Consider the following 25,849-nt stretch of genomic DNA (forward strand, 5'->3'; position numbering starts at 1 on the left):
CATAACTCCTATCAATTGCGCAATGGTTTGCCGGTGGTTAATGTGTGTTCGATTCGCGCCAATGTTTTTGGCATTTGAATCAATTCCATAAAGTATTTTCGCTCTAAATCTAATAAATACTGTTCTGTAACCAGCGAGTCTGAATCGACAAATCCACCGGCCATAACGATGGCAATGCGTTTGGCAATTTCATAATCATGTTCGGATATCATGTTGCCTTCGATCATATTGGCCAACATCATTTCCATGTTAGCAATCGCAGGTTCGCCAGCCACCCTGATGTTTTGTTCATTGGCTGGAGCTGTATAACCTTTGTCATGCAAATATTTGACTTTGGCTTTGGCCACATAAAGGATTTCATTGGGGTTGAAAACGATTTCTGTACAAGGTTTCAAAAAACCAATTTGTTTGGCTTCCAAAGCACTGCCAGCAACTGCTGCCATCGCTACCTTTTTAAAGTAATGTTCCAACATTGGATACAAATCTTTACCAAATGACTCTTTGGCAGTTCGTCGTGCGATTTCTTTCAAGCCGCCACCTGCAGGTAACAAGCCGACACCAGCTTCGACCAAGCCGATATAAGTTTCAAAGGCCGCTACCACAGAAGTGGCACTCATGGAAAATTCACAACCGCCACCCAAAGCCATACCGCGTGTAGCCATGATGGTTGGCACGGAACTGAAGCGCAGCGTTTGTGAAGTTTGTTGGAAAAAATCAACTGATTGTTCTACGGCATCGACTTGCCCGGCGCTGATGGCCATCGCAGCAGGTGCCAGGTTGGCACCTAAGGTGAAGGGTTCTTCGGTTTGCCAAACAATCAATCCTTTGTAATCTTTTTCGGCGATCGACACGGCTTTTCGCAAGCCTTTTAATACACCTTCTGCAATGATGTGTTTTTTGGTTTTGAAACTGGCAATGGCAATTTCATCGCCTTGGTGCCAAACACGAATGTCATCGTCTTCAAAAATGGTTTCACCATAATGGGCCTGTTCTGATATCAACCGATCTGGAAATAATTGGCGTTGATAAACCGCTGCGGTGGATCTTGGTTTAAAAGAATCTTCAGCAGCAGAGTAGGAGCCTTCAGCCCCATGGGCACCATCGACTTTCATCACCCAAGAAGGCATGGGAGAGGAGGCCATGGTTTTACCGGCATCAATGTCATCAACAATCATTGATACAATGCGGTTCCAGCCTGATGCTTGCCAGGTTTCAAATGGACCTTGACCATACCCAAACCCCCACCTGATGGCAAAATCAATGTCTCTGGCCGTGTCAGCAATGTGCTCGAGTTGGGTGGCACAATAATGAAACAAGTCACGGAATATTGACCATAAAAATTGCGCTTGAGGAGAATCAGTTAAGGCATGCAATTCAGTCAGGCGATCTTGTGGTTTGCCTTTTTTCATGATCTCGACCACCCGTGGGTCTAATGCTGCATTTTGGGCACGGTATTCACCTTTGTCAGTATCTAGCACCAAGATGTCACGACCTTTTTTCATATAAACACCGGCCCTGGTTTTTTGTCCAAGGGCGCCTTTGTCAATCAAGGCTTTCATCCAAACCGGCTGTTCAAAATGGGCATGCCAAGGGTCATCGGGTAAACCATTCTTCATGGTGTTGATGGTATGAGCCAAGGTATCTAAGCCAACCACATCTGCAGTTCTGAAAGTGGCTGATTTGGGTCGGCCTATCAATGTACCGGTTAAGGCGTCAATGGTTTCAAAAGGGATGCCAAACTCAGCACCGTGGTGCATGGTAGAAACAATAGAAAACACCCCTATGCGATTGGCAATGAAGTTAGGTGTGTCTTTGGCAATGACAACGCCTTTGCCGACAACGGTGGTTAAGACCGTTTCCAAATCACTGACAACTTTGTCATCGGTGTTGTTGGTAGGAATGATTTCAACCAAATGCATATACCGTGGTGGGTTAAAGAAATGAACACCACAGAATTTGGACTGTAAAGATGCAGGTAACACCGTCGCCAACTCATTGATGCTTAATCCAGATGTGTTGGTAGCAAAAATGGCATCTTGATTGATGTAATCTTCAACCATGTCATAGACCGACTTTTTGATGTCCATGCGCTCTGCCACAGCTTCAATGATCAAATCAGCCTGTTTTAATTTTTCAAGGTCATCTTGGTAGTTGGCTGGTTCAATCAATGACAAAACAGCGCTGTCGCCTAATGGAGCTGGCTTGAGTTTTTTTAATCCTGCCAAGGCTTTATTTACAATGCCGTTTTTTGGACCTTCTTTGGCGGCCAAGTCAAATAGTAGGGCAGGTATTCCGGCATTGGCAAAATGAGCGGCTATTTGAGCCCCCATAACACCTGCGCCTAGAATGGCCACTTTTCTGATATTTTTAGTTTTCATTGTGATTTCCAAAATGGTTAATTAATTCCAATTCATGAATGGAGTCGTATGCAGTTCTGATTTGTTCGGCTTGTTCGACACTGATGATGCCAGCGGCTAAAGTGCGATCAATCAAAACTTGATAATTTTTTGTGGTGACTGAAAATCCAGTTGCATTGCTGACTGCATTTTCTATGTTTTTTACTAAACTCAATTGTTCTGATGCTTTTGAGATACGTGCCAAAATGCTGTTATTTCTTGATAAATCTTTGACCACCGCTGAATCCACCATGGTCTCGTTGTGTTTGGTCGCAAAACTGGCTTGGTGAAAAGGTTTGCCAAAGGGGAAAACCAAGACTTTTAAAGTCAACGCTGTGAATCGACTGAATGCACTGTTGATACATTGGTTCATGCTTTTTTGACTTAAATAAAAGCTGTCTCTCATTGATTGTTTCAAAAAGAATTTGGTGTTGTCGTCATTGTTGTTGGTGATGTATTGGCGTAATACGGCCATCTGCATCAATAATTGCTGGTTACATTGTGCCAAGTAACCAGTGAATTCTGTGTTGTTTTCTTCTTTTAATGACCATTTGATCAATGCCAAATCGGCAATCAATGCATAGGTGCTGCTCATTCTTCTGATCAGGTTTTGGTGTTTGGATTTGCGCCAGATAAATCGTCCTAACCACGATGTTCTGAAAGAATAGACCCATACTTTTGCACAATTGTGCCAAATAAAGGCAATGTGTTTGAAAATCAAAAAGTCTAGTTTTTTGATGTCTACTTGCGGTTTGTTTAAGACCTCCACTTCCTTGCTGTACCAAGGGTGAGCGGATAGGGCCACTTTTTTCATCAAAGGCAACTGGTTGATTTCATGACTGTTGCCATCTAATTCCATACTGAGGTGTTTCACTCGAAAATACTGATTGAGGTTATTCTCACTTTTAATTTGGTGTGCATTTGAACCCAGGACTGTGCGTAGCCAAGTCAGTTGATGCAAACTGATGTCAAAGATGGAATTTTTAAACAATATATTGGTATAGCTCATCAATGATTGATCGCCATTGATCAATGCCATTTGTTGTATATTGATTAACCGTTGTCGGTGGCTGAATTGGCGATTCAATTGCTTTTGTACCAATTTATAATTAAGCAGTGCCCGTGAATTTTGTTTCTTGATATGGGCAAAAAACCAAGATATATAAGTGGTGCTGTCATGGATGGGTCTGGAAACGGCCGCTGGCCACAAACTGGCCGCCATGGCTTGTTTTTCATACATTTGTTTTATGCCCTGGTCCAAGCAGTTAAAGCCACCCACAATTTGGCTCAATGGAATAAAGATGTCCTGTGCCGAACAACTGTAATAGTTAAAGAGGCCCTTGTAGGCTACGTTGCCTTGTCTGATTTCGATTTTGTCAGTTTGGGCATCTAATATACATAAGACAGTGCCTAATTTGGTGCGTTCACTCAATTCATTGGCAAAATCTGAGAGGTTGACTGCCAAATAAAACACCGATGACTTCGGTGTACCCAGCATAATGATGTCTGTGAAGCTTAAGCGGATGCCATGGATTGATTGGTCTTGGTGACTTTCAATATCAATCCTTCCTTCAATTGAAGACTTGCCATTTTCCAATAATTCATAGAGGAATGTGGCGTTCAAAAAAGGTAATTTTTCGCCCGAAACAAACGCCGGTAAATAGTTTCTTTTTTGATCAGATGTGCCATGTTTCTGGATGATGCTGATGACAGATTCGGTATTCACAATACCAATCAGGGCGCCTAATAGTGGATCTACTTGTGCCACAGTACTCAAAATGTAAGCCACTTCTTGTCGATGAAAGGCGTGACCTCCATATTGTGCTTCGATGGTCAGTCCGGTGTACTTTTCGGGGGTGATTGACTTGCGCCATTCAACCATATTTCTTTGATCTCCGGAGATCAAGGATTGAGCGAATTTTTTGATGTCATCTGATATCGGTAAAATTTCAATTGGCGTGAATTTGAAATCTGGCTTGCCGTTGTAAATTGATTTTTCAAAGTCAGTCACCAACCAACCATCATCTATCTGAGTAAATCGTTGCCAATTGATCCGGTCTTTGTTGTTGAAAATTCGCAGCACAGGTAAGGTGATGAATAACATCCTGATGTATCTAAAATTTCCGATGATGATGACATTCAATAATAAAAATAAGGTAATGATTCCTTGTGTGTTGGTGATAAATTGCAACTTGTAAAAAACGAATGGCGTTATAAACCAAAAAACCGATAGCAGCCAAAATGGCCACAGGTAAAAGGCGTGGATCAACGCCAATAGAAACAATGTAATTATATACAGTGTCATTAACTACTAACGGATGTTAATGAAGCAACACCAAACTGAATCAGTTCTTCAACTGATTTATTAAAGTACTCAGATTCTGGCATTTGTTTCGACATGCTTGAAGCACCGAAATCGCCCATCGCATAAGTCAATGCGCCAATCAAAAAATGAAACCTCCAAAAAATGGTTTCTCTGGGTAAATCAGGACATGCCAAATGTATGGCCTCGGCAAATTCCTTGATAATGGGGGTGTAACGGTTGGCCAGTAATTCATGCAGCGATTCACTTTGTTCAGCATAGGCCCTGGCCAAGACTTTCATAAAAACTTTGCCACCTTGGTGCTTATCGTTGATCATGTATAAAGCAGGCGCAATAAAAGCATGCAGGATTTGTTCCAGGTTGCAGGCCATTTTTTTATTGCCTTGATTCAGGTCATGCAACATTTTTTCGCGGACTTGAAACAGATTGTTCAGCCGCCTTTCTAGTACTTGATTTATGAGCTCTTGTTTGTTGCCGAAATGGTAGTTGATGGCTGCTAAATTGGTGTGTGCTTGTAGGCTGATTTTTCGGATAGAAAGTTCAGCGAAACCATTTTCAGCAATTAAGTTTTCCGTGCTGTTAAGGATTCTTTCCTTGGTAGAGAGCGTAGTCATATAAATAGTCGTTTAATTGCAGTGCAGGCATTGTAATTGTTTTGAAAATAGTTAGCAATTCAAACGCTTGTTTTAATTTTTATTCAACGTTGTGATGAAAGCCTCATTAATAAGATGTCATATCAAATTAAATAGGAGGGGATTTAATCTGAATAAGCCGGTTTTCTTTATTCAATGGCATCATGATACAGGTGGTGTTAAATTGTTGAAAAACCTTATAAATAGTGGTATTGCGGTTTCTTATGAAGGCCAATGTTGATACAATGCGCGAGTTTTTTTACTGATGTCAATTTGACGATTTGTGTTAATTTGAAAAATTGCATCGGTAAAAGTTAAATATTATTTTTAATTTAGGGCGTAAATTACAGATTTTAAAAGAAAATCTTGCTTTGACCGCCGATTTGGAGTAAAAAATGTCTAAAGAAAGAACTTTGTCAATTATCAAGCCTGATGCTGTCGCTAAAAACGTGATTGGTCAAATTTATCAAAGATTTGAAGATTCGGGCCTTAAAATTGTGGCTGCGAAAATGAAACAATTAAGCCAAGCTGAAGCGGAAGGTTTTTATGCTGTTCACAGCGAAAGGCCCTTTTTTGGTGATTTGGTGTCATTCATGACATCAGGCCCAGTCATGATTCAAGTGCTTGAAGGTGATGATGCCATCACAAAAAACCGCGACATCATGGGCGCCACCAACCCTAAGGAAGCTGCTGCTGGTACCATCAGAGCTGATTTTGCTGAAAGCATTGATGCCAATGCGGTTCATGGTTCGGATGCGCCAGAAACTGCAGCACAAGAAATTGCCTATTTCTTTTCATCAATAGAATTGAACTGAAGATATAAATTGAAAAACGAAGCCATAAATTTACTTAACTTAGACCGTGCTGGTTTGGAAAGTCTGTTCCTTGAATTGGGGGAACAGCGTTTTCGTGCTGCCCAAGCATTAAAATGGATTTATGGCGATTTCGAATTGGACTTTGCAGCTTTCAATAACTTCAGTTTATCACTGAGGGAAAAGTTGGCTGCGACTTACCGATTGGAAGTGCCTGAATTGCTCAGCGAACAAATTTCAATTGATGGCACCAAAAAATGGTTGCTGAAAGTTGATGAAGTCAATGCGGTCGAAACTGTATTTATTCCTGAAAAAAATCGGGGAACCTTATGTGTTTCATCACAAGTGGGTTGTACACTTAACTGTACATTTTGTGCCACAGGTGCCCAAGGTTTTAATCGACACCTGACTACTGCTGAAATTGTTGCTCAAGTTTGGGTGGCTGCCAAACATTTGGGTCACACCAAAAACAACAGGGTAATCACCAATGTGGTGATGATGGGCATGGGAGAGCCGTTGGCTAATTATTCCAATGTGTTACCTGCGTTAAACATCATGCGTGATGATTTGGGCTTTGGTTTCGCCAATCGCCGGGTGACTGTCAGTACTGCTGGCTTGGTTCCAAAAATTTTACAATTGAATGAGGATGCCGATGTGTCCTTGGCCATTTCATTGCATTCACCTTTTGATGAGTTGCGCAATAAATTGGTGCCATTGAATAAAAAATACAACATCAAAACTTTGCTTGATTCTTGCAAAACATTCATCAAGGACAAAAGAAAATCAAGAATCACTATTGAGTATACCCTGATTGATGGGGTCAATGATCAGCCAGAACATGCCAGGGCGTTATGTAAATTGTTGTCAGATTTACCTTCAAAAATTAATTTAATTCCGTTCAACCCTTTTCCCGGAACCTTGTTCAAACAATCAAAGCCGGAAGCCATTGAAACATTCAAAAGAATTTGTATGAAAAATGGGTTCATCAGTACAGTCAGAAAGACCAGAGGAGACGACATTGATGCTGCTTGTGGTCAATTGGCAGGTGAATTTATGGACCGTACACGTCGTTCAACTCAAGTCAATAAATTACAATTGGAGTTGGTATGAAAAAATTGATTTGTTTGGTCATGTTTTTAATGTTGTTCGGATGTGGAACCACATCACACAACAAGCGCTATCAAGAAACAGATTCACAACAAGTCGATGAAAACAGTCCAGAGATGTTGAATGTCAAGATGGGCGTGGCTTATTTTGAACGTGGTGATACCGATATTGCATTAGAAAAATTCAAAAGGGCCTTGGCACATAACCCCAAACTGGCCATAGCACATTCTGCCATTGCTTTGGTTTATAGCACCATCAATGCCGTTGCTGATGCGGAAAGACATTACAATTTGTCGGTTAAATATGCGCCTAATGATCCAACCATATTAAATAATTATGGTACATTTTTGTGTCAAAACGCTAAATATCTAGAGGCCGTTGAATACTATAAAAAAACGTTGGCGAACCCATTCTATAAGACACCTGAAACGGTGCATGAAAATATTGGTGTTTGTTTGATGAGGGCAGATTATTCAGAAGAGGCAGAGCAACATTTCAGAAAGGCTTTGTCGATCAATCCAAACATGACTATATCACTTTACAATATGGTGATTCTGTCAGCAGGAAAAGGTGAAAGTATGACCGCGAGGGCCTTCATTCAAAGATTGGAAAGTAAAATGGTCTTAGATGAAAAAGTATTGAAAGTGGCATACGAGGTTGAGAAAAAAATGGGAAATGATCGGTTGGCTAATGAATATTTAGCTAAATTAAGAAAAATAAAAAAATCATAATAATACAGACACAGCAAATGAATACAGAATCAACTAACACAATCAATATTACAGAATTGGCAGCGATTCGTAATAAAAAAAACGTCACCATTGAAGCTTTGGCGGATACTTTAAAGGTCAGTAAAGACTTTATTAAGTCCATTGAGTCAGGTGCTTTTGAAAAGTTAGGCGCACCCACTTTTGTAAAGGGACATGTGACTAATTACTGTAAAGCTTTGGATTTACCGATAGAGTCAGTGCTCCAGCAAATTCCTGAAAAATACTTACAAGCCCAATCATTAAAGCCTTCTGATGCCATGGGTGCCAGTCCATTGGCCAGGGTCAGAAGAAAGTCAAATTACTTAGGGAAATATGCGGTTGGTACAGCACTGTTAAGTATGCTCGCATTGAGTTTTTACTTTGTTTGGGATAAATGGTCGTTACCGAAAAACATGGATGTCCAATCATTATCACTAACAGCTTCTACCCTAGCTGAAAAAAACAAACCAGCCACAAAAAACATCACCTATTCATCGATGATTCCTCAAGTAAAATTGGATGATGAGCAAACTTCACCCGATCTTGGCGACGAAGTCGGCTTGATTGATTCGGAAAATGAGTCCATTCAGCAGTCAAGTGAGCACTCAGAAGGCGACACAGAGTTGAATTCAGGGCTTGATACTGTTGAAGATGGGAATGCACTCGATGAACAAGGTTCGTTGCAAGAATTGGCTGGATATTCAATCGAACTTCAATTGGCTGAAGAAGCGTGGGTATCGATAAAAACCAATGATGGTGTTAATTTAGAACATGATTTGGTGGCTCCAGGGACTTATACCTACCATTCGCTGCAACCAGTTCATTTTAGAATTGGCAATGCGACCAATTCGCAAGTCAGGATAAATAACAATGAGATTAACTTGTTAGATTTCATGAAAAAAGACATCGCAGATTTTAGCTGGCCCAACGACCCGAGTTAAAAATCAAAAGTTTGCTAGATTAATATCGACCAAATGGTCAAAGGCACTATTTATCATGTCATGCCTCATATAAAATACAGTTTTTTTGAACGGATTTAGTTTTGAGTAAAAAAGTCAGTCGATTACGAGGTATGTATGACATCACACCAGACCAGGTTTGGGTTTGGCAAAAAGTAGAACGTATTGTTACCAATCTTTTGGAACAGTATGGATACCAAGAAATCAGGTTCCCTGTATTAGAAAAAACTCAATTATTCCACTCAGCCATTGGTGAAGTGACTGATGTGGTTGAAAAAGAAATGTTCAGTTTCGAAAATCGCAAAGGTGAGTCAATTTCAATGCGACCAGAAGGAACGGCTTCAACAGTCAGGCTGGCTTTGCAGAATGGTTTGTTGTTTAACGACCCTCAAAAACTATGGTACAACTGTCCCATGTTTCGGTATGAAAAACCGCAAAAAGGGCGGAACCGACAATTTTCACAAGTGGGTGTTGAAGTGTTTGGTTTCGATGGGCCAGATGTTGATGCCGAGTTGTTGTTGATGACCAAACACATGTGGGAACAATTGGGTTTGAAAAATGTTCGATTAGAACTCAACACCCTTGGAACCCCAGAATGTCGTGCCAAATACCGCGAAGTGTTGATTAATCACTTTGAAAACCATGCAGCTGTATTGGATGAAGAAGCAAAAAGCAGGCTACACAGCAACCCATTGAGAATTTTAGACTCTAAAAACCCAGCCATGAGAGAAGTGGTTGAGTCAGCTCCAGTGATTCAAGACTACCTCAGTCCAGCAGCAAAAAGTCATTTTGCAGAACTGTGTGATATTTTGGATTCATGTGATTTGGAATACCGCGTTAATCCGAAGCTGGTGAGGGGTTTGGATTATTACACCCACAATGTTTTTGAATGGATCACAGAGGACTTAGGTGCACAAGGTACCATATGTGCAGGTGGTCGTTATGATAAGTTGGTTGAAATGCAAGGTGGCAAACCAACAGCCGCAACAGGCTTTGCTATGGGCGTGGATCGACTGGTTGAACTGATTTTAGATCATGACCTGTGGCAAGCGGAAAGCCAAACTGATGTTTATTTGATTAAAGACAAAAATATTGATGCCAAAACAGTGTTAAAACTATCAGAAGACATCAGAAAAGACCTGCCAGGTCTGAAATTGATGGTCAATATGGGATCAGCTTCATTCAAATCCCAGTTTAAAAAAGCCGATAAAACCCAAGCCAAATTCGCTATAATATTGGGTGAAGAAGAGTTGGCCAACGGCAATTTTTCAGTCAAGGCATTGCAAGACCGAAGCATGGGTCAGCAACAACTTTCTTATCAGGAAATGGTCTCATTGTTGAGTTCTGTAATCAATTAAAAGGTAAGTCATGGATCAAGAACTAAAACAACGTATGATTGGTGCATCAGTCATTATTGCATTGGCGGTCATATTTGTGCCTATGCTGTTTGATGGTGATGTGGTTGAAAAACACAATAAAAACATCAGCATCAACATTCCAGATGAAACCCAAAACAACTTGGAAGTTAAAAAGTTTGCGCTTGATAAACCGGTGACTGAGGCGGTCAAGTTACCAGCCAATGAAGTGGACTTGGTAATAGAAGATAAAAAACCGATCTTGTTACCAAAGCCTCAGGATGAACAAACTCAACAGCCAACTTTAATTCAAGCTGAAAAAAATGACAGCACGGTCGCAACCAACAGCAACACCACGAATCAAGACAAAGAAATAACCATCAGTGAACCTGCCACCATGCCACCAGAAAATAAAGTCAAAGTAGAGGTGGTCGAAGCAAAAGACAACAAACCCAATGTCGACAATGTAATGATTAAAAGACCGTCGGTCAACAATACGCTGGCACAAAGTTACCGTGTTAAATTGGGCAGTTTTTCTCAGCAAGCCAATGCCGAAAAAGTCAAAAGTTCTTTGTTACAAAATAACATCAATGCCATTGTTGAATACAACCCAGGATTGAAGTTATATCGCGTGTGGTCTGAACAAATGTATCGGACAGAGGCCAGTGCCAATGATTACGTAAACGCTGTTAATAAGCTAAAATTGAATATAGGAACCCCAAAAGTGGTTACATTAACTGCATCAGATGTGGATTTAATGGCAAGCCAAGGACAATTGGGATGGGTGATTCAGTTGGGTAGTTTTTCAGAAAAGTCCAATGCCATTGAATTAAGAAATAAAGTTTCAGCGGCCGGTTTTCGAGGTTTCGTTGATGTGATTGTGAACAGCCAAGGTAAATCGTTTTATCGCCTAAGGGTGGGCCCTTTGATGGAAAAAATTGATGCTGAAAAAACCAAAAGTGAAATTCAGTCAAAATTGAAATTAGATGGTTTAATTAAGAATCATGAATTAAGTCGCATCGTGAATTAATGAATTGGTTTGATTTAACAATCATATTTATCCTGTCTATTTCAGTCATAGTCAGTTTGTTCAGAGGTCTGATCAGAGAAGTGTTGTCCTTACTGATATGGGTCGGCGCATTTTGGTTGGCATGGACGTTTGTAGACCAAGGAGCCAATTGGCTTCAATCATTCATTGAATTGCCTTCTGCCAGACACTTGATTGCGTTTGTGGCTTTGTTTTTGGCGGCTTTGATTATTGGTGGGATGATTAATTACTTGGTTGGAAAAATGATCACCAAAACTGGCTTGGGTGCCACCGATCGTTTTTTTGGTATGTTTTTTGGTCTGGGTCGTGGCATCATTGCTGTGACCGCATTGGTTTTGTTTTTACAAGCCACTCCTTTTTCCAAAGACCCTTGGTGGACAGAATCTAAATTAACACCCCAGTTTGCTCAATTGGCTGGCTGGGTTAAACAACAAATGCCAGAAGACATGGCTGAGTATTTTTCATTCATCGATCCGGAACAATTACAAGAAACCTTGAACCAAGCGATGAAAGACAATAACCCAATAGATGGTGAAGAACCTGTTGTTGAAACAACAGATGATCAATCACCCGAACCGGAACCTGAACTGTAATGTGTGGAATAGTTGGTATGATTGGCAACCATGATGTGGCGTCAACCATTTATGAGTGTCTGACCATCTTACAACACCGCGGGCAAGATGCAGCGGGCATAGCGACTTGTGAAGAAGGTAAGTTAGAACTGGTTAAAAACAATGGCTTGGTTAGCGATGTATTTCGCTCAGAAAGTGCACAAAAACTCAAAGGACTGTCTGGTATTGGACACGTCAGATACCCCACAGCTGGGTCGAGTAATTTAGAAGAAGCACAGCCTTTCTATGTCAATTCACCGTTTGGTATTGCTTTGGCACACAATGGCAATCTACACAATGCCGATCAATTGAAGAAAGAATTGTTTGCTGAGGACCGCAGACACATCAACACCCAGTCAGATTCAGAAGTGCTGCTTAATGTGTTTGCCCATGAATTACAAAATGCATCGGGTTTGGTAATTACTCCAGATGCTATTTTTCATGCTGTTTCCAGGGTTCATAAACGATGCAAGGGCGCTTATGCCAATGTGTTAATTATTCCAGGTTATGGCATCATTGCTTTTCGTGACCCCAATGGCATCAGACCATTGGTTTATGGGGTAAGAAAAACAGAAGGGGCACCGGATGAATATATGGTGGCATCTGAAAGCATTGCGCTGGATCAACATGACTTTGAATTACTTGACGATGTGGCACCTGGTGAAGCCATCATCATAACCAATGATCGACAATTTTACCGCAAGCAGTGCGCTTCAAACACGCAACTGTCTCCCTGTGTCTTTGAATACGTCTATTTTGCCCGCCCTGATTCAATGATTGATGATGTGTCGGTGTATAAAGCCCGTTTACGCATGGGTGAAAAGCTGGCTGATCAAATCAAAGAACGATGGGGTGATGAAGAGATTGACGTGGTCATACCAATACCAGAATCTTCTCGCACCAGCGCCATCCCGATGGCTTATTCTTTGGGTGTTAAATTCAGAGAGGGGTTTATTAAGAATCGATACATCGGCCGGACATTTATCATGCCGGGTCAAGATCAACGGGTTAAATCTGTGCGCCGAAAATTGAATGCGGTTGAACTCGAATTTCGCAATAAAAATGTGTTGTTGGTTGATGATTCAATCGTCCGTGGTACCACCTCGAAACAGATCATTCAAATGGCCAGAGAAGCGGGTGCGAAAAAAGTATTTTTTGCTTCGGCCGCACCGCCAGTTAGATACCCCAATGTATATGGCATCGATATGCCACTGTGTGAAGAATTGGTGGCCCATAACCGTACTGAAGATGAAATCTGTGAAATCTTAGGTGCTGATCGGTTGATTTACCAAACATTGGAAGATTTGGAAGCGGCCTGTAAAGAGGGCAATCCTAAAATTGACCGCTTTGACTCATCGTGTTTTTCCAATGAATACGTCACAGACGTCGGTGCAGATTATTTCGAAAAAATTGGTATCCAAAGGAGTGACCTCGCTAAACAAGGTAATGTCTAATAAGCAAACTGAGTTATCAACAGATGTCGTCATTGTCGGTGGGGGCTTGGTGGGTATGGCAACGGCCCTTAAGCTGGCTGAAAATGGTATGTCAGTCATTATGCTGGAAGCCAAATTGCCAGACCTTAATATGCATCATGACAGTTATGACTCCAGAACATTGGTGGTCAACCCAGCTTCTAAAGCATTTTGGCAACAACTGGGCATATGGAAAAAAGTAGAAACGACTGCCACAGCCATCAACCAGGTGCATGTTTCCAATCAGGGACAGTTTGGCAATGTGTTGTTTGATCACAATGAACTTGAGGTTATGGCATTGGGCCATGTGATAGAAGCCCATGTTTTGGGTGCCGTTTTATGGGAGCAGCTGAAACAAAACGCGAACATTAAAGTGCTGGCCCCAGCTACCATGCTGGACTTTTCAGTTGCTGAGTTGAATGTTGATGTGTTGATTGAATCTCAAGGCAAACAACGACTGAAAGCACAGTTAATGGTTGCAGCAGATGGCGCTCAATCAGCCATTCGAACTAAGTTAGACTTGCCTTTCACTACAAAGTCCTATGACAAGTCAGCGGTCATTTGTAATATCAGCACAGAACAAGCTCATCAAAACAAGGCCTATGAACGATTAACAAAATCAGGACCGTTTGCTTTATTGCCCTTTAAAGACCGCTATGGCTTGGTGTGGTCAAACTCTAATGAGCGGACAGATGAATTGATGGCTATGAGTGAACATGAGTTTATGGCCCAGGCTAAACAGGCATTTGGTTGTAGACAAGGGTTGTTCACCCAAATGGGTCAAAGGCACCGCTATCCTTTGTTTAAAATTCAAGTTGAAAAACAATTCCAGCCACGCATTGTCTTAATGGGTAATGCAGCGCATACAGTGAGCCCTGTTTCGGCCCAAGGTTTGAATTTAGCCATCAGGGGCGTAAAACGTTTGTGTAAGTTGTTACAAGATCAATTTAATCAGGGTGGTGATTTAGGCTCTGAAGCCTTGTTATCCACTTATCAAACCTGTTCTCAAGCGGATCAAGATCAGATCATGGCATACACCGATGATTTGATGACTTGGTTTAAAATCGATGAACCGATCATTAATACCATCAGATCGTTGAGTTTGGTGGCCATTGACAGTCAGATTGGTTTGAAAAAAAAGTTGTTTAGTTTGGCCGGAGGTTTGAATCATTGAGATGAATAAAACAGATGTAATAGTTAGTGGGGCTGGTATGGTGGGAGCGATCACTGCGCTGACATTGGCAAAGTCTGGTCGTTCAGTGAGTCTCATTGACCAAGCTGAGGCAAGCCAATTTAATGCAACAACACCGTTACAATTACGTGTTTCAGCCGTTTCTCAACGAAACCTTGCTTTGTTGTCCGAATTGGGTGTCATAGACCACATGCAGCAACAACGTTTGGGCCATTACCAGCATATGTCCGTCTGGGACAATCGATCTACAGGTGCTTTGGATTTTAACCACAGCACTGAGCTGAGTTTAGGCGCCATCATTGAAAACCAACACATCACGGCTGCAACCCAATCAGCGCTGAGAGAAAGCCCCTTGGTGCAAACGTATTTTGGGTCGCAAATTAAGCAATGGGAATCCACACCCAGAAAGGTCAAAGTTGAATTAACCGATGGATCAGCAATGGAAGCAGGTTTGTTGTTGGTGGCTGAAGGTGCCAATTCATTCATCAGAACCAAAGCAGGCATACCCACTCATTTGAAAGACTATAAGCAAAAAGGTTTGGTTTGCCACATCCGAATGAATGATGCGCCAGAGTCAACCGCCTTACAAGCTTTCAATGCAACGGGTCCTGTGGGTTTGTTACCGCTGAATGAGGGTTTGTTTTCAGTGGTTTGGACTTTACCGAACGATCAGGTTGATTATTGGCTGAAGGTAGATGAAGAAAAATTTATCAATGGCTTACAAGCCCACATCAATCGATCTTTTGGTCAGATTGATCTAATCAGTAAACGAGCGGCATTTCCCCTGCAACAAATGAATGCCAAGCAGTATTACCAAGAACGCCTGGTCCTGCTCGGAGATGCGGCCCATACTGTTCATCCATTGGCAGGCCAAGGTGTGAACTTGGGAATAGCAGATGGTCAGTGCTTGGCTGGATTGATGTCAGAAGTAAACTTAAGGTCTGAGGATGAAGTCTTACAGGCCTTGAAAAAATACCAACGTCAAAGGAAAGCCGAAGTGTTCAAGACCTCTGAAATGATGAATGTTATCCACCACTTATTTATCAGTGAATCGGCACCAATTAAAATGTTGCGTGCTTTCGGAATGAATCGCTTGAATCAAATCAACCCAATTAAACAATGGTTGATGAGTCAGGCTGGGAGTTGATGGTTTTATTAACAGAGTGGGGTCTTGATTGTTGGTAAAAAATTGAGAATCGAGGTGTTGGCGAAAGTCGAGTCAGTGCCACAACGATGATTCTCATACCATGTCAGTCTTGGGGCTTACTGCTTCACTATGCTTCCATCACGCTGCGCTATCAGCGTCACATCGGCTTTGCGTTGGGCGAATAGCCCATTGGTAACCACGCCTGGAATTTGGTTGATGGTGTTTTCTAATTCCACAGGATCTAAGATCTTCAAGTTGTGGATGTCGATGATTTGGTTGCCATTGTCGGTAATGAATCCCTCGCGGTATATGGGCTGGCCTCCAAGCTTAACCATTTGGCGAGCGACAAAACTGCGTGCCATGGGCAGAACTTCAATCGGTAATGGGAATTTGCCGAGTACATCGACTTGTTTGCTGGCATCAACAATACAAATGAATTGTTTACTGGCGGCTGCAATGATTTTTTCACGTGTCAAAGCACCTCCGCCACCTTTGATCAGTCGATTATGTGCGTCACATTCATCAGCACCATCTATATATAAAGACAAATCACCGGTTTGATTCAGCTCTTTCACGTTGAAACCGTGAGACTCAAGACGCTGGGTTGATTCTTCTGAACTTGAAACCACCGCTTCAATGCGATTTTTGACCTGGGGCAACAAATCTATCAGTTGATTGACAGTTGAGCCAGTACCAATACCAACAACCATGTCGTAATCATTGAAATAGGCGAGTGCTGCTTGTGCCACGTTTTGTTTTAATTGTTCAGGGTTCATGTTATTAAATGTCCTTGTTCAGTGAATATGTGTTGAAGTGTAACATCCCATTGGTCAACCGGCAATTGATCTGCCCGCTGACTGGAAAATGCCACGCCTGCCCTGATGCCGGTGACATCAGAGGCAAAATAACGGTCATAAAAGCCACCACCCATGCCCAATCGATTGCCATGTATGTCATAGGCCACCAATGGCATTAAATAGAGGTCTATTGGGTCTTGAATCAAATCATCTATGTACTTAGGTTGTTTTAAGCCGTAGCTCAGTGTTTCAAATACAGTGTCTGTGGTGAATAACTGAAACTGCATGCGTTGTCCTTTGATAGCAGGCAGGTAGATTAACTTGTCAGTTTGTAACAGTGCTGAAATATCGGCTTCACCATTGAATGCCAGGTATATGGCGACAGAATGCGCAGTCAGCCAAAGATCAGATTGTTTGATGTGGTTGACTAATTGGTGATTGTGATTGATTTGTTGCTGTTTGGATGTGTTTAATCTGCTTTGTAGAAATTCAGATCTGAGCTCAATTTTGTTCATAATGAATCAGTAGTCTATCACTGTCAAAGCTGAAAAAATGGTGGTGTTGACCACATGTGCCGTAGCATACTGGCGTCCTTGGTACCAAAGGTACAAGGCGGAAATTTCTCAAAAATCTAAGGCTTCTCACTTCAAGGTGAGCATGCACACTGACGTTTAATAAAATTCCCTGTGAAGTCTAATTAGGGCCAAGGCATATGCTTGTACACCTCGAACACGGCAGTCAACACCATTAAGGGTAGTTTAGTTGGTTGCTATGGCTTGTTCAAGTTTATCGTTGAGTTTTTTGATGGTGGAGACAACTTCAGTGTCATAGTAGTTGTTGGTGGATTGAGATTTAATCAATTCATGAGAAATGTTCATAGCGGCCATCAATGCGATTTTGTCGCTGGACATGGTGCTGTTCTTTTCCTTGATGGTTTGCATGGATTTATTGAGGTAATCAGCTGCAGCTAATAATGAGGTCCTTTCATCTTCTTCGCAGGCGAATTGATACTCTCTGTTAAGGATTCTAACGGTGATCTTGGTTTGGCTCATGCGGTTTGCTCTAGTGATTTGAGGCGGGTAATCATTGATTCAAGTCGGTTTTTGGCTTGGTCATTCTTTTGCATCAATAATGACTTCTCATGTGTCAGTTCTTCGAGTTTACTTTTCAGCGCATTGTTTTCTGCTTTGATTCGATCGAGGAATACAACCAAATGATCAATGGTTTTTTCTAATTGTTTAATGTCTTCCATATTTTATAGCAGTCTGGTGATTTCAAAAATCAGGCGCATAGCCTGTTGTTATAAGGAATCAATATAGTTTGTTCATCAACAAAGGTCAACAAGGTTGTGAGAAAATTAACACAAGTTGATGAAAAATATCATAAAATATGCCGTGAATTTTAAAATTAAATAATAAAATGATTCCATACCAACCATTTGCTGAACATTTAAAGCGCATTGGCGTATTAGCGACACCTTCGGAACTGCATGCGCAGGCCAGTGCGGTTTTGTGTGTTAACAAGCAAACCCCCTTTGAACAATGGCTGAAAGGCATCAGTGAAGATTATTGTATTGAACAACCTGACGATGCCAATTTACGCCATGTGATGTCAGCGGTTTTTGATTACGCCAAAGAACAGTTGGCAAAGGACGATTATTCATTCCAACTGTTACTGCCTCAAGAAGAGTTTGACCTGGCAGAAAGAATCGAAGTGCTGTCTGATTGGGTGGCTACTTTTTTATCAGGCTTAGGTACTGCAGGCTTTGTTTCTGAAGCCCTGAGTCCAGACTGTAAAGAATTCATCAATGATATGGACAAAATTGCTCGAATTGATAATACAATAGAGGGCTTGGAAGCTGAAGAATTAGACTTCATTGAAATCACTGAATATATCCGTTCTGGCATCATGATATTGTATGTGGAAATGAATCAAGTAAACTCAGACCCAAAGTACATAAATTAATCAATAAATTACTTGCAACCAAACCAGTAATTAAGTACCATTCCCGCTCTTTGTGAATGGCGTGGTCTGTAGGCACATTTCAATAGAATAAAACATCAGACGAAGCCCAATAATTAAAAACGTAGAATAATATGAAAACATTTAGTGCAAAAGCAGAAGAAATCAATCGCGAGTGGTTTTTAGTCGATGCAGAAGGAAAAACTTTGGGTCGTATGGCCTCTGAAATTGCTTTAAGGCTTCGTGGAAAGCACAAACCTGAATTTACACCTCATGTAGATACGGGTGATTACATTGTGGTAGTTAATGTAGAGAAGTTAGCTGTTACTGGTAATAAGATGAATGACAAGTTATACCAACATCACACTGGATACGTGGGTAACTTAAAAACCATCAAATTAAAAGACATGATAGCAAAACACCCAGAAAGGGTATTGGAAAAAGCGGTAAAAGGCATGCTTCCTAAAAACACTTTAGGCAGACAAATGTTCCGTAAATTAAAAGTTTATGCAGGTCCAGCTCATCCGCATGAAGCACAAGAACCCAAAGCCCTAGAAATATAAGACACGAGGTATAAGAATATTATGGCAACTCAACAATATTATGGAACTGGCCGAAGAAAGTCTTCTTCTGCACGTGTATTTATGACACCAGGTTCTGGAAAAATCATTATCAATGACAAAGACATCAACGAGTACTTCAGTAGAGAGACTGGTGTGATGATTGCAACACAACCTCTAGAAAAATTAGGTATGTTGGATCAATTCGATATCAATGCAACAGTGGTCGGTGGTGGAACCACTGGACAAGCCGGTGCAATTCGCTTGGGTTTGTCACGTGCTTTGTTAGAGTCTGACGAAACATTGCGTCCCAAATTGAAAGAATATTCATTCTTGACGCGTGATGCGAGAAAAGTGGAAAGAAAGAAAGTCGGTTTACGAAAAGCCCGTCGTTCTGTTCAGTTCTCGAAACGTTAATCAGCGCTTCACATACGAAGAAAAGGCCGGTTTACCGGCCTTTTTTGTGTCTAAATCAAATAAATGGTCGTTATGTAACAAGGTGTTGATGGGCTTAAGTGTCAGTCAATAACTAATTTGTGGCCTCAGTCACAGAAATAATTTTAATTTTTTGTTTAGATTCCGAGCTTGTCTTTAGAAATTAATGAACATTGTGCCGCAAACCAATCAACGCCAACCCATAAAACAAAGCATTCTGCTCAAATACATGCATTATTTCAGCTTGTATATTGTCATCAGTGTTGCCATGTTTTATACGATTTCAGCCTATTACAAGCCCCTAAAGCATATAGACTGGAGTTTGGTTTCTATCTATTCGATTTTGGCCTTTATGTCATATCATTTTTTTGTGATCAATGATTTGAATGCCAGAAAAATGAATGGTCGGGCCATGGCGATTGGATTTTTTCTTGCTTATATTGGCATATCAATCGTAGCCAGTTCATTTGTTTTTGTTATTCCTGATCAACGGGCATGGTTTGTCGCTGGGTTGTTGTTGTTCACAGGTTACTTACTGAGTGGCATTGGTTTGCTTAAATGGGCAAAATACCATAAGCAAGTCAAGAAAGTCATGTTGCATGAAAGCTTGACTGATGAGTTAACCGGCTTGTTCAATCGACGTGCCTTTGCGGTTAATGCAAACAGAGAACTGGCATTCAGCGTGCAATCTGAAAGTGATTTTTCAGTGATGATGATAGATATAGATGACTTTAAATTAATCAATGACCGATATGGACATACCATTGGTGATGAAATACTGGTGCAAATCAGCCAAATTTTTGATAAATACAAAGGTGACTCAGACAGTCTGTATCGTTGGGGTGGTGAAGAGTTTGTTGTGTTGATGCCGGTTACCGGTTTATTTGAAGCCAACAAAGTGGCCAATAAAATTGTTTCTAAGGTTGCCGAGAATACCTTCATTGCCGATCAATCATTGAAATTAAATCTTACTGTGAGTATTGGAGTGGCACAGTGGGTGCGTGGTGAATCGATTGTTAAGAACACCTTGGATAGGGCAGACAAGGCATTGTATAAAGCCAAAGCAACTGGCAAAAATGCAGTGGTCGTGGCCGATTATAAAGAAGACAGCCACAAACCGCCAATTGCTGAAGGTGCCTCGCGGCAAGTCAGTATCAATCAATAAAAGCCTGATTCAATATAACAACAGGCTGAATCATTCATTTTCGGGTAAACCTTGTTTAATATGCTGTGCTTTTGATGTTGCAATTGAACTGATCAAAAGGGTGGAGATAAAACTAAAAAATCAGTGATTTAAAACAATCAAAGCGCTATCATAAAAACCATTCTTCTTGAATCTATTTGAATATGAAAGGTTTCAATGTTTGTGCTTTTTTGGGCCTGGTTTTAGTTTCAGTTTCAGCCGATGCTGCTGATTATATACACCCATTCGGGTTGACAAGCAGTTGGGTAGGATATGGGTGTTTGCTGATATTTATTGTGGCCTATGTTTTTGTCATTCTTGAAGAAAAAATCCACCTGAGTAAATCCAAGCCTGTGTTGTTGGCCGCTGGTTTGATATGGATTGTTATTGCTGGATCTCAATTAAACAATCCTGATGGTCATTATATTGAAAAAGCCATAAGGCATGATTTTTTAGAGTATGCTGAATTATTCTTTTTTCTTTTGGTGGCCATGACTTATATCAATGCGATCGCTGAAAGAGGCGTTTTCAATGCTTTAAGAGATTGGCTGATTGCCAAAGGTTTTTCTTACCGTCAGTTGTTTTGGTTAACAGGTTTTTTGGCATTTTTTATTTCTCCGTTGGCTGATAACTTAACCACGGCTTTGATCATGTGCGCAGTCATTATGGCAGTGGGTAAAAACAACAGCTCATTCATTTCTCTGAGTTGTATCAATGTCGTTATTGCAGCCAATGCTGGAGGTGCTTTTAGCCCCTTTGGGGACATCACCACTTTAATGGTCTGGCAAAGTGGCATGATTGTCTTTGATGATTTTTTTAAATTGTTTGTCCCCGCATTAGTTAATTTTCTTCTGCCAGCCGTTATCATGAGTTTTTCAATCGATAAGGAAAGACCAGATACTCAGAATATGCCGCAAACAACGGTGATCAAACCTGGCGGATTGATTATGGTGGTACTTTTTATGGCTACCATAGTTACGGCAGTGGGTTTTCATACTTGGTTATTTTTGCCCCCAGTCTATGGCATGATGTTAGGCTTGGGGTATCTTAAACTTTGTGCTTATTTTTTGAGCAGGAAAGTTAAAACACAACTTTTAACTCACAACAAGGACAGTCTACATGCTGAAGATGATAGTGAATTTGATGTGTTTGACATGATTTCTCGCTCAGAGTGGGACACTTTATTCTTTTTTTATGGGGTCATCATGTGCGTGGGTGGTCTAGGCTATATAGGATATTTGGCTTTGGCCTCTGAATTCTTTTACGGTCATTTTGGACCCACCATTGCCAATATTTCAATCGGTGCGCTTTCAGCAATCATTGACAATATCCCTGTGATGTTCGCCGTATTAACCATGAATCCTGAAATGTCTGAGGTACAGTGGTTGTTGGTTACCTTAACAGCTGGAGTGGGCGGCAGTCTGTTATCAATAGGGTCGGCGGCCGGAGTGGCTTTGATGGGTCAGGCCAAAGGGCATTACACTTTTTTTGCGCACTTGAAGTGGACCCCAGTGATTGTGGTGGGGTATTTAGCCAGTGTTTATACCCATTTTTTGATCAATGCATAAAAAAGCGCAATGATGATAAGATCTTTGCGCTTTGATTCATAAACCTATATCAGTATTTAATTGACAAAAGCTTGGTTGTTTTTGGCGTGTTTAAGCAATAATTTTGCTGGGGTAAATCGTGTGCCATGAGTCGCTTCTAACTCAGACAGTGTACTGACTATTTGATCAGCCCCATTGGCATCAATGTAGCTGAATGGTCCACCAGTGAAAGGTGGGAAGCCCAAGCCAAGAATGGCTGCCAAGTCCCCGTCTTTGGCCGCAAACAAAATACCTTCCTCTAAACAATGAACACATTCATTAACGAAGATTAATCCAATCCTGTTTTGAATGGCTTGTTTAGCCATGTCTTTTCTGTCATCACCGCCAAAATATTTGTAGATTTCTTGGTTGACTGTTTTGCGCCCTTTCTTAGGATAGACATAAAAACCTTTGCCGACTTTGCGACCGAATAATTTGGCATCGGCCAGTTTTTGTACCGTGTCATCTTGTTCGATACCGCGTTTGACAAACATCTCTCCCAGTGCGCCACGGGCAATGTGGGCGCCGACATCAATACCGACTTCGTCCATCAGCGCCAAGGGTCCAACTGGAAAGCCCCAATCCTTCATGGCATTGTCAACATCTTCGATTTTGGCACCATCCTGTAATACTTTCATCGCTTCATGGGTCAAGGCTGACAACACGCGGGTGGTGTAAAAACCAGGTCCGTCTTTAACCACAACAACAGTTTTACCTTGTTTAATGCCCACATTGGTGGCCATCTGTCTGGCCCTTTTGGAAGTTTTGTCTGTAACAATCAACTCCAACAAAGGCATTTTGGGTACCGGTGAAAAATAATGCATCCCCACGACATTTTGAGGATGGGCTGCTTTGGCAGCAATGCTGGCCAGAGGTAATGAAGACGTGTTGGTGGCAAATACCGTAGATTTTTTACAGCGTTTTTCGACATCTGCCAGAATATTTTGCTTCAGATCTATGTCTTCAAATACCGCTTCAATGACCAAGTCCGCAGCATTCAAATCTTCTGCTGCCGTTGTGGCTTTAACTTTTGACATCAATCGATCACGTTCAACCACACCCATGGCTTTCTTTTTAACCAATTGGTTGAAGTCTGTCCATATGGTTTTCATGGCATTGGCCAAGCCTTCATTTGAGATGTCTTTGAGAATCACATCATAGCCACTTTTGATCGATACCTCTGTGATGCCAGCTCCCATGAAGCCCGCACCAATCATGGCATGTGAATCGACATTTTCAGTTTTGTTGTTGTTTTTGAGTTTTTTATTTTCTTGCATGGCCAGAAATAAGCCAATAAGGCTTTTAGAAGCTTGTGAGGCGTGCAATTCGCCAAACCCCATGGCTTCTGCTTCTAAACCTGCATCCATGCCGTGGTTTAAACCAGTTTCTACACAATCTAAAATTTTCAATGGAGCTGGGTAGTTGCCACGGGTTTTGCGCATGACGGTTTCACGGGCTTTTTTCAACACATAATTTCTTCCAACAGTGGTGTTCAAGGCTTTGTCAACCAGCCCCAGTTTTTTAGGCTTGCGCTTGATGGGGTTGGACGCCACTTTCAACGCGGCTTGGTACAAACCTTCTTTGTGTACCAATGAATCCACTAAACCTGATTTTTTGGCACTGAAGGGATAGATGTTTTTGCCTGTTAACAAAGCGTCTAAGGCATAGCGTAAATTGGTTAACTTAACCAGCCTTTGGGTGCCGCCGCCGCCAGGCAATAAACCTAATTTCATTTCAGGCAAACCAAAGACGGTTTTTTTGTCTGTACTGGCAATTCGGTAATGACAGGCCATTGCCACTTCAAGTCCGCCGCCCAAACAGGCGCCATTAATGGCAGCAATCACTGGTTTTTTCAGTTGTGCCAATCGACTTAAAATTTTATTTCCTTCGCGAGACAAGTTTTCAACTTCTTTTGAATCTTTGATGGACATCAGATCTTTGATGTCAGCACCAGCGATGAAACAGTTGTCCTTTTTCGAAATCAAAACCGCAGCTTTGATTTCATCGTCTTGCTCAATCTGATCCAATAAGCTGCTGAAGTCGTCCAACATTTTGACTGACAGGGTATTGACCTCTGAACCAGGTTGATCCATCCAGATGGTGGCTGTGTTGTTTTCTTTGATTAATGTATAGTACGCCATGATATTATCCAATCCTCTTTAACAATATTGATGAACCCAATCCACCTGCGGCACAGGCGCTGATCAGGGCGTATTTTCCTTTGCTTTGAATTAACCGGCGAGTCGCGCTGGTTAACAAACGTGATCCGGTGGCGCCAAACGGGTGACCCAATGATAATGAGCCTCCTTGGGTGTTCACTTTTTCCATTGGAATTTCACCAAATGCACTTTTAAGCCCCAAGCTTTCTTGACAAAATTTTTCATCTTGTAAAGCGGCTAAATTAGCCAACACTTGACCAGCAAAAGCTTCATGAATTTCAAACACATCAATGTCACTGATTTTTAGACCGGCTTCGTTCAATAGTTTAGGCATGGTGTAAGCCGGTCCCAACAGCAGTTCACCTTGTGGGTTTTGGCCGGAGAAAGCATACCCTTCGATCACCACTTGAGGTTTCAGTTTTCGTGATTTGGCTTCATCGAGGTCCATCAATAGGCTGACTGCAGCGCCGTCTGTAATGGGTGATGCATTGCCTGCCGTGATGGTGCCATGTGGACGGACAAAAGCCGGCTTTAAGCTACTGAGTTTTTCTAGCGATGAGTTTGCATAAAAGGTATCATCCTGTACAACCAAAGTGAATTTAGGCGGTATGGCCAATGGGCAGACTTCATCTTTAAACTCACCGGCTTCCCATGCAGCTGCAGCATTTTGGTGTGAACGCAATGCAAATTCATCTTGGGCGATTCGAGAAATACCAAATTTAGCGGCCAATTGATCGGCATCGGCTCCCATGGTCAAACCTGTTGAAAATTCAGCAATTGCTGGCGCTTCTGGGGCCAATGAACTGAATTTAAAATCTTTGAATACTTGCCATAAGCCTTTTAATCCTTTGGCTTTCTGTGCTTGTAACAGTGTTTTTTTCAACTTATGGGAGATTCTGACTGGTGCATCCGAAGAAGATTCAACGCCACCAGCTATGGCCACTTTGGCCGCTCCTGACTGAATGGCGTTGGCGGTATTGGTGATGGCGACATTGGCTGATATACAGGCCATGGTGACCGAATAGGCTGGGGTGTCAAGGTTTATACCCGCGCCAATCATCGCTTCTCTTGCTATGTTTGATGTGGATGCATTTTGTATCACGCTGCCCATGGTTACCAAATCACAGTCATCTTCTAAAAAGGGGTAACGGTGTTTGATGTTGTTGATGGCTTCACGAGCCAGGTCATAGGCTTTTAAATCTTGTGCTTTGCCGGTAGGCGCTTTCATGAATGGCGTTCTCAGGCCATCAATCACCGCTACTTTTGAATCTTTAAATATCATAAGTTTACATTATTGGTAGGATTGATTTATTTTCACCATACGCATGCGTATTGTCAAGTGAAACCGAACAGTTCGTACTATA

Annotated in this window: 24 protein-coding genes and 1 other RNA gene; 15 read left to right on the forward strand and 10 right to left on the reverse strand. The window is 41.6% G+C overall.

The features are described from left to right. Positions 1 to 11 precede the first annotated feature (11 nt). The 3 genes from CCS90_RS12790 to CCS90_RS12800 are packed head-to-tail and all read right to left on the reverse strand — an operon-like array spanning position 12 to position 5,333. A complete protein-coding gene (locus CCS90_RS12790; protein ID WP_099019966.1) occupies positions 12 to 2,378 on the reverse strand; it encodes a 3-hydroxyacyl-CoA dehydrogenase/enoyl-CoA hydratase family protein in 2,367 nt (788 codons plus the stop codon). After that, on the reverse strand, positions 2,368 to 4,701 hold the full coding sequence (locus CCS90_RS12795; protein WP_099019967.1) for an acyl-CoA dehydrogenase domain-containing protein: 2,334 nt from the start codon (positions 4,699 to 4,701) through the stop codon (positions 2,368 to 2,370). Before CCS90_RS12795 ends, CCS90_RS12790 begins: the two co-directional genes overlap by 11 nt. Next, positions 4,701 to 5,333 (reverse strand): TetR/AcrR family transcriptional regulator, encoded by a 633-nt coding sequence (locus CCS90_RS12800; RefSeq protein WP_099019968.1) that lies wholly within the window; start codon positions 5,331 to 5,333, stop codon positions 4,701 to 4,703. The genes CCS90_RS12795 and CCS90_RS12800 overlap by 1 nt, the downstream gene beginning before the upstream one ends. A 413-nt stretch (positions 5,334 to 5,746) precedes the next feature. On the opposite strand from CCS90_RS12800, the gene ndk reads away from it, so the two are divergent. The 10 genes from ndk to CCS90_RS12850 all read left to right on the forward strand — a co-directional run bounded on the left by ndk (position 5,747) and on the right by CCS90_RS12850 (position 15,803). Continuing rightward, positions 5,747 to 6,166: a nucleoside-diphosphate kinase gene (gene ndk, locus CCS90_RS12805; protein WP_099019969.1), complete on the forward strand. Its 420-nt coding sequence runs from the start codon at positions 5,747 to 5,749 to the stop codon at positions 6,164 to 6,166. A 9-nt stretch (positions 6,167 to 6,175) separates the two neighbouring features. Beyond that, entirely contained in the window at positions 6,176 to 7,273 is a 1,098-nt protein-coding gene (gene rlmN, locus CCS90_RS12810; protein ID WP_099019970.1) for a dual-specificity RNA methyltransferase RlmN, read from the forward strand. Further along, positions 7,270 to 8,001: a type IV pilus biogenesis/stability protein PilW gene (gene pilW, locus CCS90_RS12815; protein WP_099019971.1), complete on the forward strand. Its 732-nt coding sequence runs from the start codon at positions 7,270 to 7,272 to the stop codon at positions 7,999 to 8,001. The genes rlmN and pilW overlap by 4 nt, the downstream gene beginning before the upstream one ends. Positions 8,002 to 8,018: 17 nt before the next feature. Beyond that, positions 8,019 to 8,960, forward strand: coding sequence for a helix-turn-helix domain-containing protein (locus tag CCS90_RS12820; RefSeq protein WP_099019972.1), 942 nt, complete (start codon positions 8,019 to 8,021; stop codon positions 8,958 to 8,960). Positions 8,961 to 9,061: 101 nt separating this feature from the next. Then, positions 9,062 to 10,336, forward strand: coding sequence for a histidine--tRNA ligase (gene hisS / locus CCS90_RS12825; protein WP_211337077.1), 1,275 nt, complete (start codon positions 9,062 to 9,064; stop codon positions 10,334 to 10,336). Between the two features lie 10 nt (positions 10,337 to 10,346). Further along, positions 10,347 to 11,363 (forward strand): SPOR domain-containing protein, encoded by a 1,017-nt coding sequence (locus CCS90_RS12830; protein WP_099019974.1) that lies wholly within the window; start codon positions 10,347 to 10,349, stop codon positions 11,361 to 11,363. Continuing rightward, positions 11,363 to 11,974: a CvpA family protein gene (locus CCS90_RS12835; protein ID WP_099019975.1), complete on the forward strand. Its 612-nt coding sequence runs from the start codon at positions 11,363 to 11,365 to the stop codon at positions 11,972 to 11,974. Before CCS90_RS12830 ends, CCS90_RS12835 begins: the two co-directional genes overlap by 1 nt. Then, on the forward strand, positions 11,974 to 13,446 hold the full coding sequence (purF, locus tag CCS90_RS12840) for an amidophosphoribosyltransferase (protein ID WP_099019976.1): 1,473 nt from the start codon (positions 11,974 to 11,976) through the stop codon (positions 13,444 to 13,446). The genes CCS90_RS12835 and purF overlap by 1 nt, the downstream gene beginning before the upstream one ends. Beyond that, positions 13,439 to 14,638 (forward strand): FAD-dependent oxidoreductase, encoded by a 1,200-nt coding sequence (locus CCS90_RS12845; protein ID WP_162846916.1) that lies wholly within the window; start codon positions 13,439 to 13,441, stop codon positions 14,636 to 14,638. The genes purF and CCS90_RS12845 overlap by 8 nt, the downstream gene beginning before the upstream one ends. A gap of 1 nt (position 14,639) precedes the next feature. Then, the gene (locus tag CCS90_RS12850) at positions 14,640 to 15,803 is read left to right on the forward strand and encodes an FAD-dependent monooxygenase (RefSeq protein ID WP_099019978.1); all 1,164 of its coding nucleotides are present in this window, start codon (positions 14,640 to 14,642) and stop codon (positions 15,801 to 15,803) included. Positions 15,804 to 15,919: 116 nt separating this feature from the next. Here CCS90_RS12850 and rpiA read toward each other — a convergent pair whose 3' ends face one another. From rpiA to CCS90_RS12875, 5 genes are all read right to left on the reverse strand, one after another. Next, complete coding sequence (gene rpiA / locus CCS90_RS12855; protein WP_099019979.1) at positions 15,920 to 16,579, reverse strand: ribose-5-phosphate isomerase RpiA; 660 nt, start codon at positions 16,577 to 16,579, stop codon at positions 15,920 to 15,922. Continuing rightward, a complete protein-coding gene (locus tag CCS90_RS12860; RefSeq protein ID WP_099019980.1) occupies positions 16,576 to 17,115 on the reverse strand; it encodes a 5-formyltetrahydrofolate cyclo-ligase in 540 nt (179 codons plus the stop codon). Before CCS90_RS12860 ends, rpiA begins: the two co-directional genes overlap by 4 nt. Positions 17,116 to 17,158: 43 nt before the next feature. Continuing rightward, positions 17,159 to 17,344: non-coding RNA, 6S RNA (gene ssrS / locus CCS90_RS12865), on the reverse strand. 14 nt (positions 17,345 to 17,358) lie between these two features. Continuing rightward, complete coding sequence (locus CCS90_RS12870) at positions 17,359 to 17,652, reverse strand: cell division protein ZapA (protein WP_099019981.1); 294 nt, start codon at positions 17,650 to 17,652, stop codon at positions 17,359 to 17,361. Further along, complete coding sequence (locus CCS90_RS12875; protein ID WP_099019982.1) at positions 17,649 to 17,852, reverse strand: TIGR02449 family protein; 204 nt, start codon at positions 17,850 to 17,852, stop codon at positions 17,649 to 17,651. The genes CCS90_RS12870 and CCS90_RS12875 overlap by 4 nt, the downstream gene beginning before the upstream one ends. A 167-nt stretch (positions 17,853 to 18,019) precedes the next feature. On the opposite strand from CCS90_RS12875, the gene CCS90_RS12880 reads away from it, so the two are divergent. The 5 genes from CCS90_RS12880 to nhaD all read left to right on the forward strand — a co-directional run bounded on the left by CCS90_RS12880 (position 18,020) and on the right by nhaD (position 22,308). After that, positions 18,020 to 18,565: a UPF0149 family protein gene (locus CCS90_RS12880; protein ID WP_099019983.1), complete on the forward strand. Its 546-nt coding sequence runs from the start codon at positions 18,020 to 18,022 to the stop codon at positions 18,563 to 18,565. Positions 18,566 to 18,696: 131 nt separating this feature from the next. Further along, a complete protein-coding gene (gene rplM, locus CCS90_RS12885) occupies positions 18,697 to 19,125 on the forward strand; it encodes a 50S ribosomal protein L13 (RefSeq protein ID WP_099019984.1) in 429 nt (142 codons plus the stop codon). Positions 19,126 to 19,146: 21 nt separating this feature from the next. Beyond that, a complete protein-coding gene (rpsI, locus tag CCS90_RS12890; protein WP_099019985.1) occupies positions 19,147 to 19,539 on the forward strand; it encodes a 30S ribosomal protein S9 in 393 nt (130 codons plus the stop codon). 184 nt (positions 19,540 to 19,723) lie between these two features. Further along, complete coding sequence (locus CCS90_RS12895) at positions 19,724 to 20,722, forward strand: GGDEF domain-containing protein (RefSeq protein ID WP_099019986.1); 999 nt, start codon at positions 19,724 to 19,726, stop codon at positions 20,720 to 20,722. Between the two features lie 299 nt (positions 20,723 to 21,021). Continuing rightward, the gene (gene nhaD, locus CCS90_RS12900; protein WP_246027042.1) at positions 21,022 to 22,308 is read left to right on the forward strand and encodes a sodium:proton antiporter NhaD; all 1,287 of its coding nucleotides are present in this window, start codon (positions 21,022 to 21,024) and stop codon (positions 22,306 to 22,308) included. Between the two features lie 56 nt (positions 22,309 to 22,364). Here nhaD and CCS90_RS12905 read toward each other — a convergent pair whose 3' ends face one another. Together CCS90_RS12905 and CCS90_RS12910 are read right to left on the reverse strand one after the other, a co-directional pair. Then, positions 22,365 to 24,467, reverse strand: a complete 2,103-nt coding sequence (locus CCS90_RS12905; RefSeq protein WP_099019988.1) for a 3-hydroxyacyl-CoA dehydrogenase NAD-binding domain-containing protein — start codon at positions 24,465 to 24,467, stop codon at positions 22,365 to 22,367. A gap of 4 nt (positions 24,468 to 24,471) precedes the next feature. Then, a complete protein-coding gene (locus tag CCS90_RS12910; protein ID WP_099019989.1) occupies positions 24,472 to 25,767 on the reverse strand; it encodes an acetyl-CoA C-acyltransferase in 1,296 nt (431 codons plus the stop codon). Between the last annotated feature and the right edge of the window lie 82 nt (positions 25,768 to 25,849).

The organism is Marinicella litoralis (assembly GCF_002591915.1).
GTDB lineage: Bacteria > Pseudomonadota > Gammaproteobacteria > Xanthomonadales > Marinicellaceae > Marinicella > Marinicella litoralis.

Coding starts and splice junctions, on each gene's coding strand:
- rpiA (WP_099019979.1), bottom strand. CDS start 16,579: ATGAACCCTGAACAATTAAAACAAAACGTGGCACAAGCAGCACTCGCC.
- CCS90_RS12795 (WP_099019967.1), bottom strand. CDS start 4,701: ATGACACTGTATATAATTACATTGTTTCTATTGGCGTTGATCCACGCC.
- pilW (WP_099019971.1), top strand. CDS start 7,270: ATGAAAAAATTGATTTGTTTGGTCATGTTTTTAATGTTGTTCGGATGT.
- CCS90_RS12790 (WP_099019966.1), bottom strand. CDS start 2,378: ATGAAAACTAAAAATATCAGAAAAGTGGCCATTCTAGGCGCAGGTGTT.
- CCS90_RS12910 (WP_099019989.1), bottom strand. CDS start 25,767: ATGATATTTAAAGATTCAAAAGTAGCGGTGATTGATGGCCTGAGAACG.
- CCS90_RS12860 (WP_099019980.1), bottom strand. CDS start 17,115: ATGAACAAAATTGAGCTCAGATCTGAATTTCTACAAAGCAGATTAAAC.
- CCS90_RS12835 (WP_099019975.1), top strand. CDS start 11,363: ATGAATTGGTTTGATTTAACAATCATATTTATCCTGTCTATTTCAGTC.
- purF (WP_099019976.1), top strand. CDS start 11,974: ATGTGTGGAATAGTTGGTATGATTGGCAACCATGATGTGGCGTCAACC.
- CCS90_RS12875 (WP_099019982.1), bottom strand. CDS start 17,852: ATGGAAGACATTAAACAATTAGAAAAAACCATTGATCATTTGGTTGTA.
- ndk (WP_099019969.1), top strand. CDS start 5,747: ATGTCTAAAGAAAGAACTTTGTCAATTATCAAGCCTGATGCTGTCGCT.
- CCS90_RS12870 (WP_099019981.1), bottom strand. CDS start 17,652: ATGAGCCAAACCAAGATCACCGTTAGAATCCTTAACAGAGAGTATCAA.
- CCS90_RS12800 (WP_099019968.1), bottom strand. CDS start 5,333: ATGACTACGCTCTCTACCAAGGAAAGAATCCTTAACAGCACGGAAAAC.
- CCS90_RS12820 (WP_099019972.1), top strand. CDS start 8,019: ATGAATACAGAATCAACTAACACAATCAATATTACAGAATTGGCAGCG.
- CCS90_RS12895 (WP_099019986.1), top strand. CDS start 19,724: ATGAACATTGTGCCGCAAACCAATCAACGCCAACCCATAAAACAAAGC.
- CCS90_RS12905 (WP_099019988.1), bottom strand. CDS start 24,467: ATGGCGTACTATACATTAATCAAAGAAAACAACACAGCCACCATCTGG.
- CCS90_RS12830 (WP_099019974.1), top strand. CDS start 10,347: ATGGATCAAGAACTAAAACAACGTATGATTGGTGCATCAGTCATTATT.
- CCS90_RS12880 (WP_099019983.1), top strand. CDS start 18,020: ATGATTCCATACCAACCATTTGCTGAACATTTAAAGCGCATTGGCGTA.
- rplM (WP_099019984.1), top strand. CDS start 18,697: ATGAAAACATTTAGTGCAAAAGCAGAAGAAATCAATCGCGAGTGGTTT.
- CCS90_RS12850 (WP_099019978.1), top strand. CDS start 14,640: ATGAATAAAACAGATGTAATAGTTAGTGGGGCTGGTATGGTGGGAGCG.
- rpsI (WP_099019985.1), top strand. CDS start 19,147: ATGGCAACTCAACAATATTATGGAACTGGCCGAAGAAAGTCTTCTTCT.
- CCS90_RS12845 (WP_162846916.1), top strand. CDS start 13,439: ATGTCTAATAAGCAAACTGAGTTATCAACAGATGTCGTCATTGTCGGT.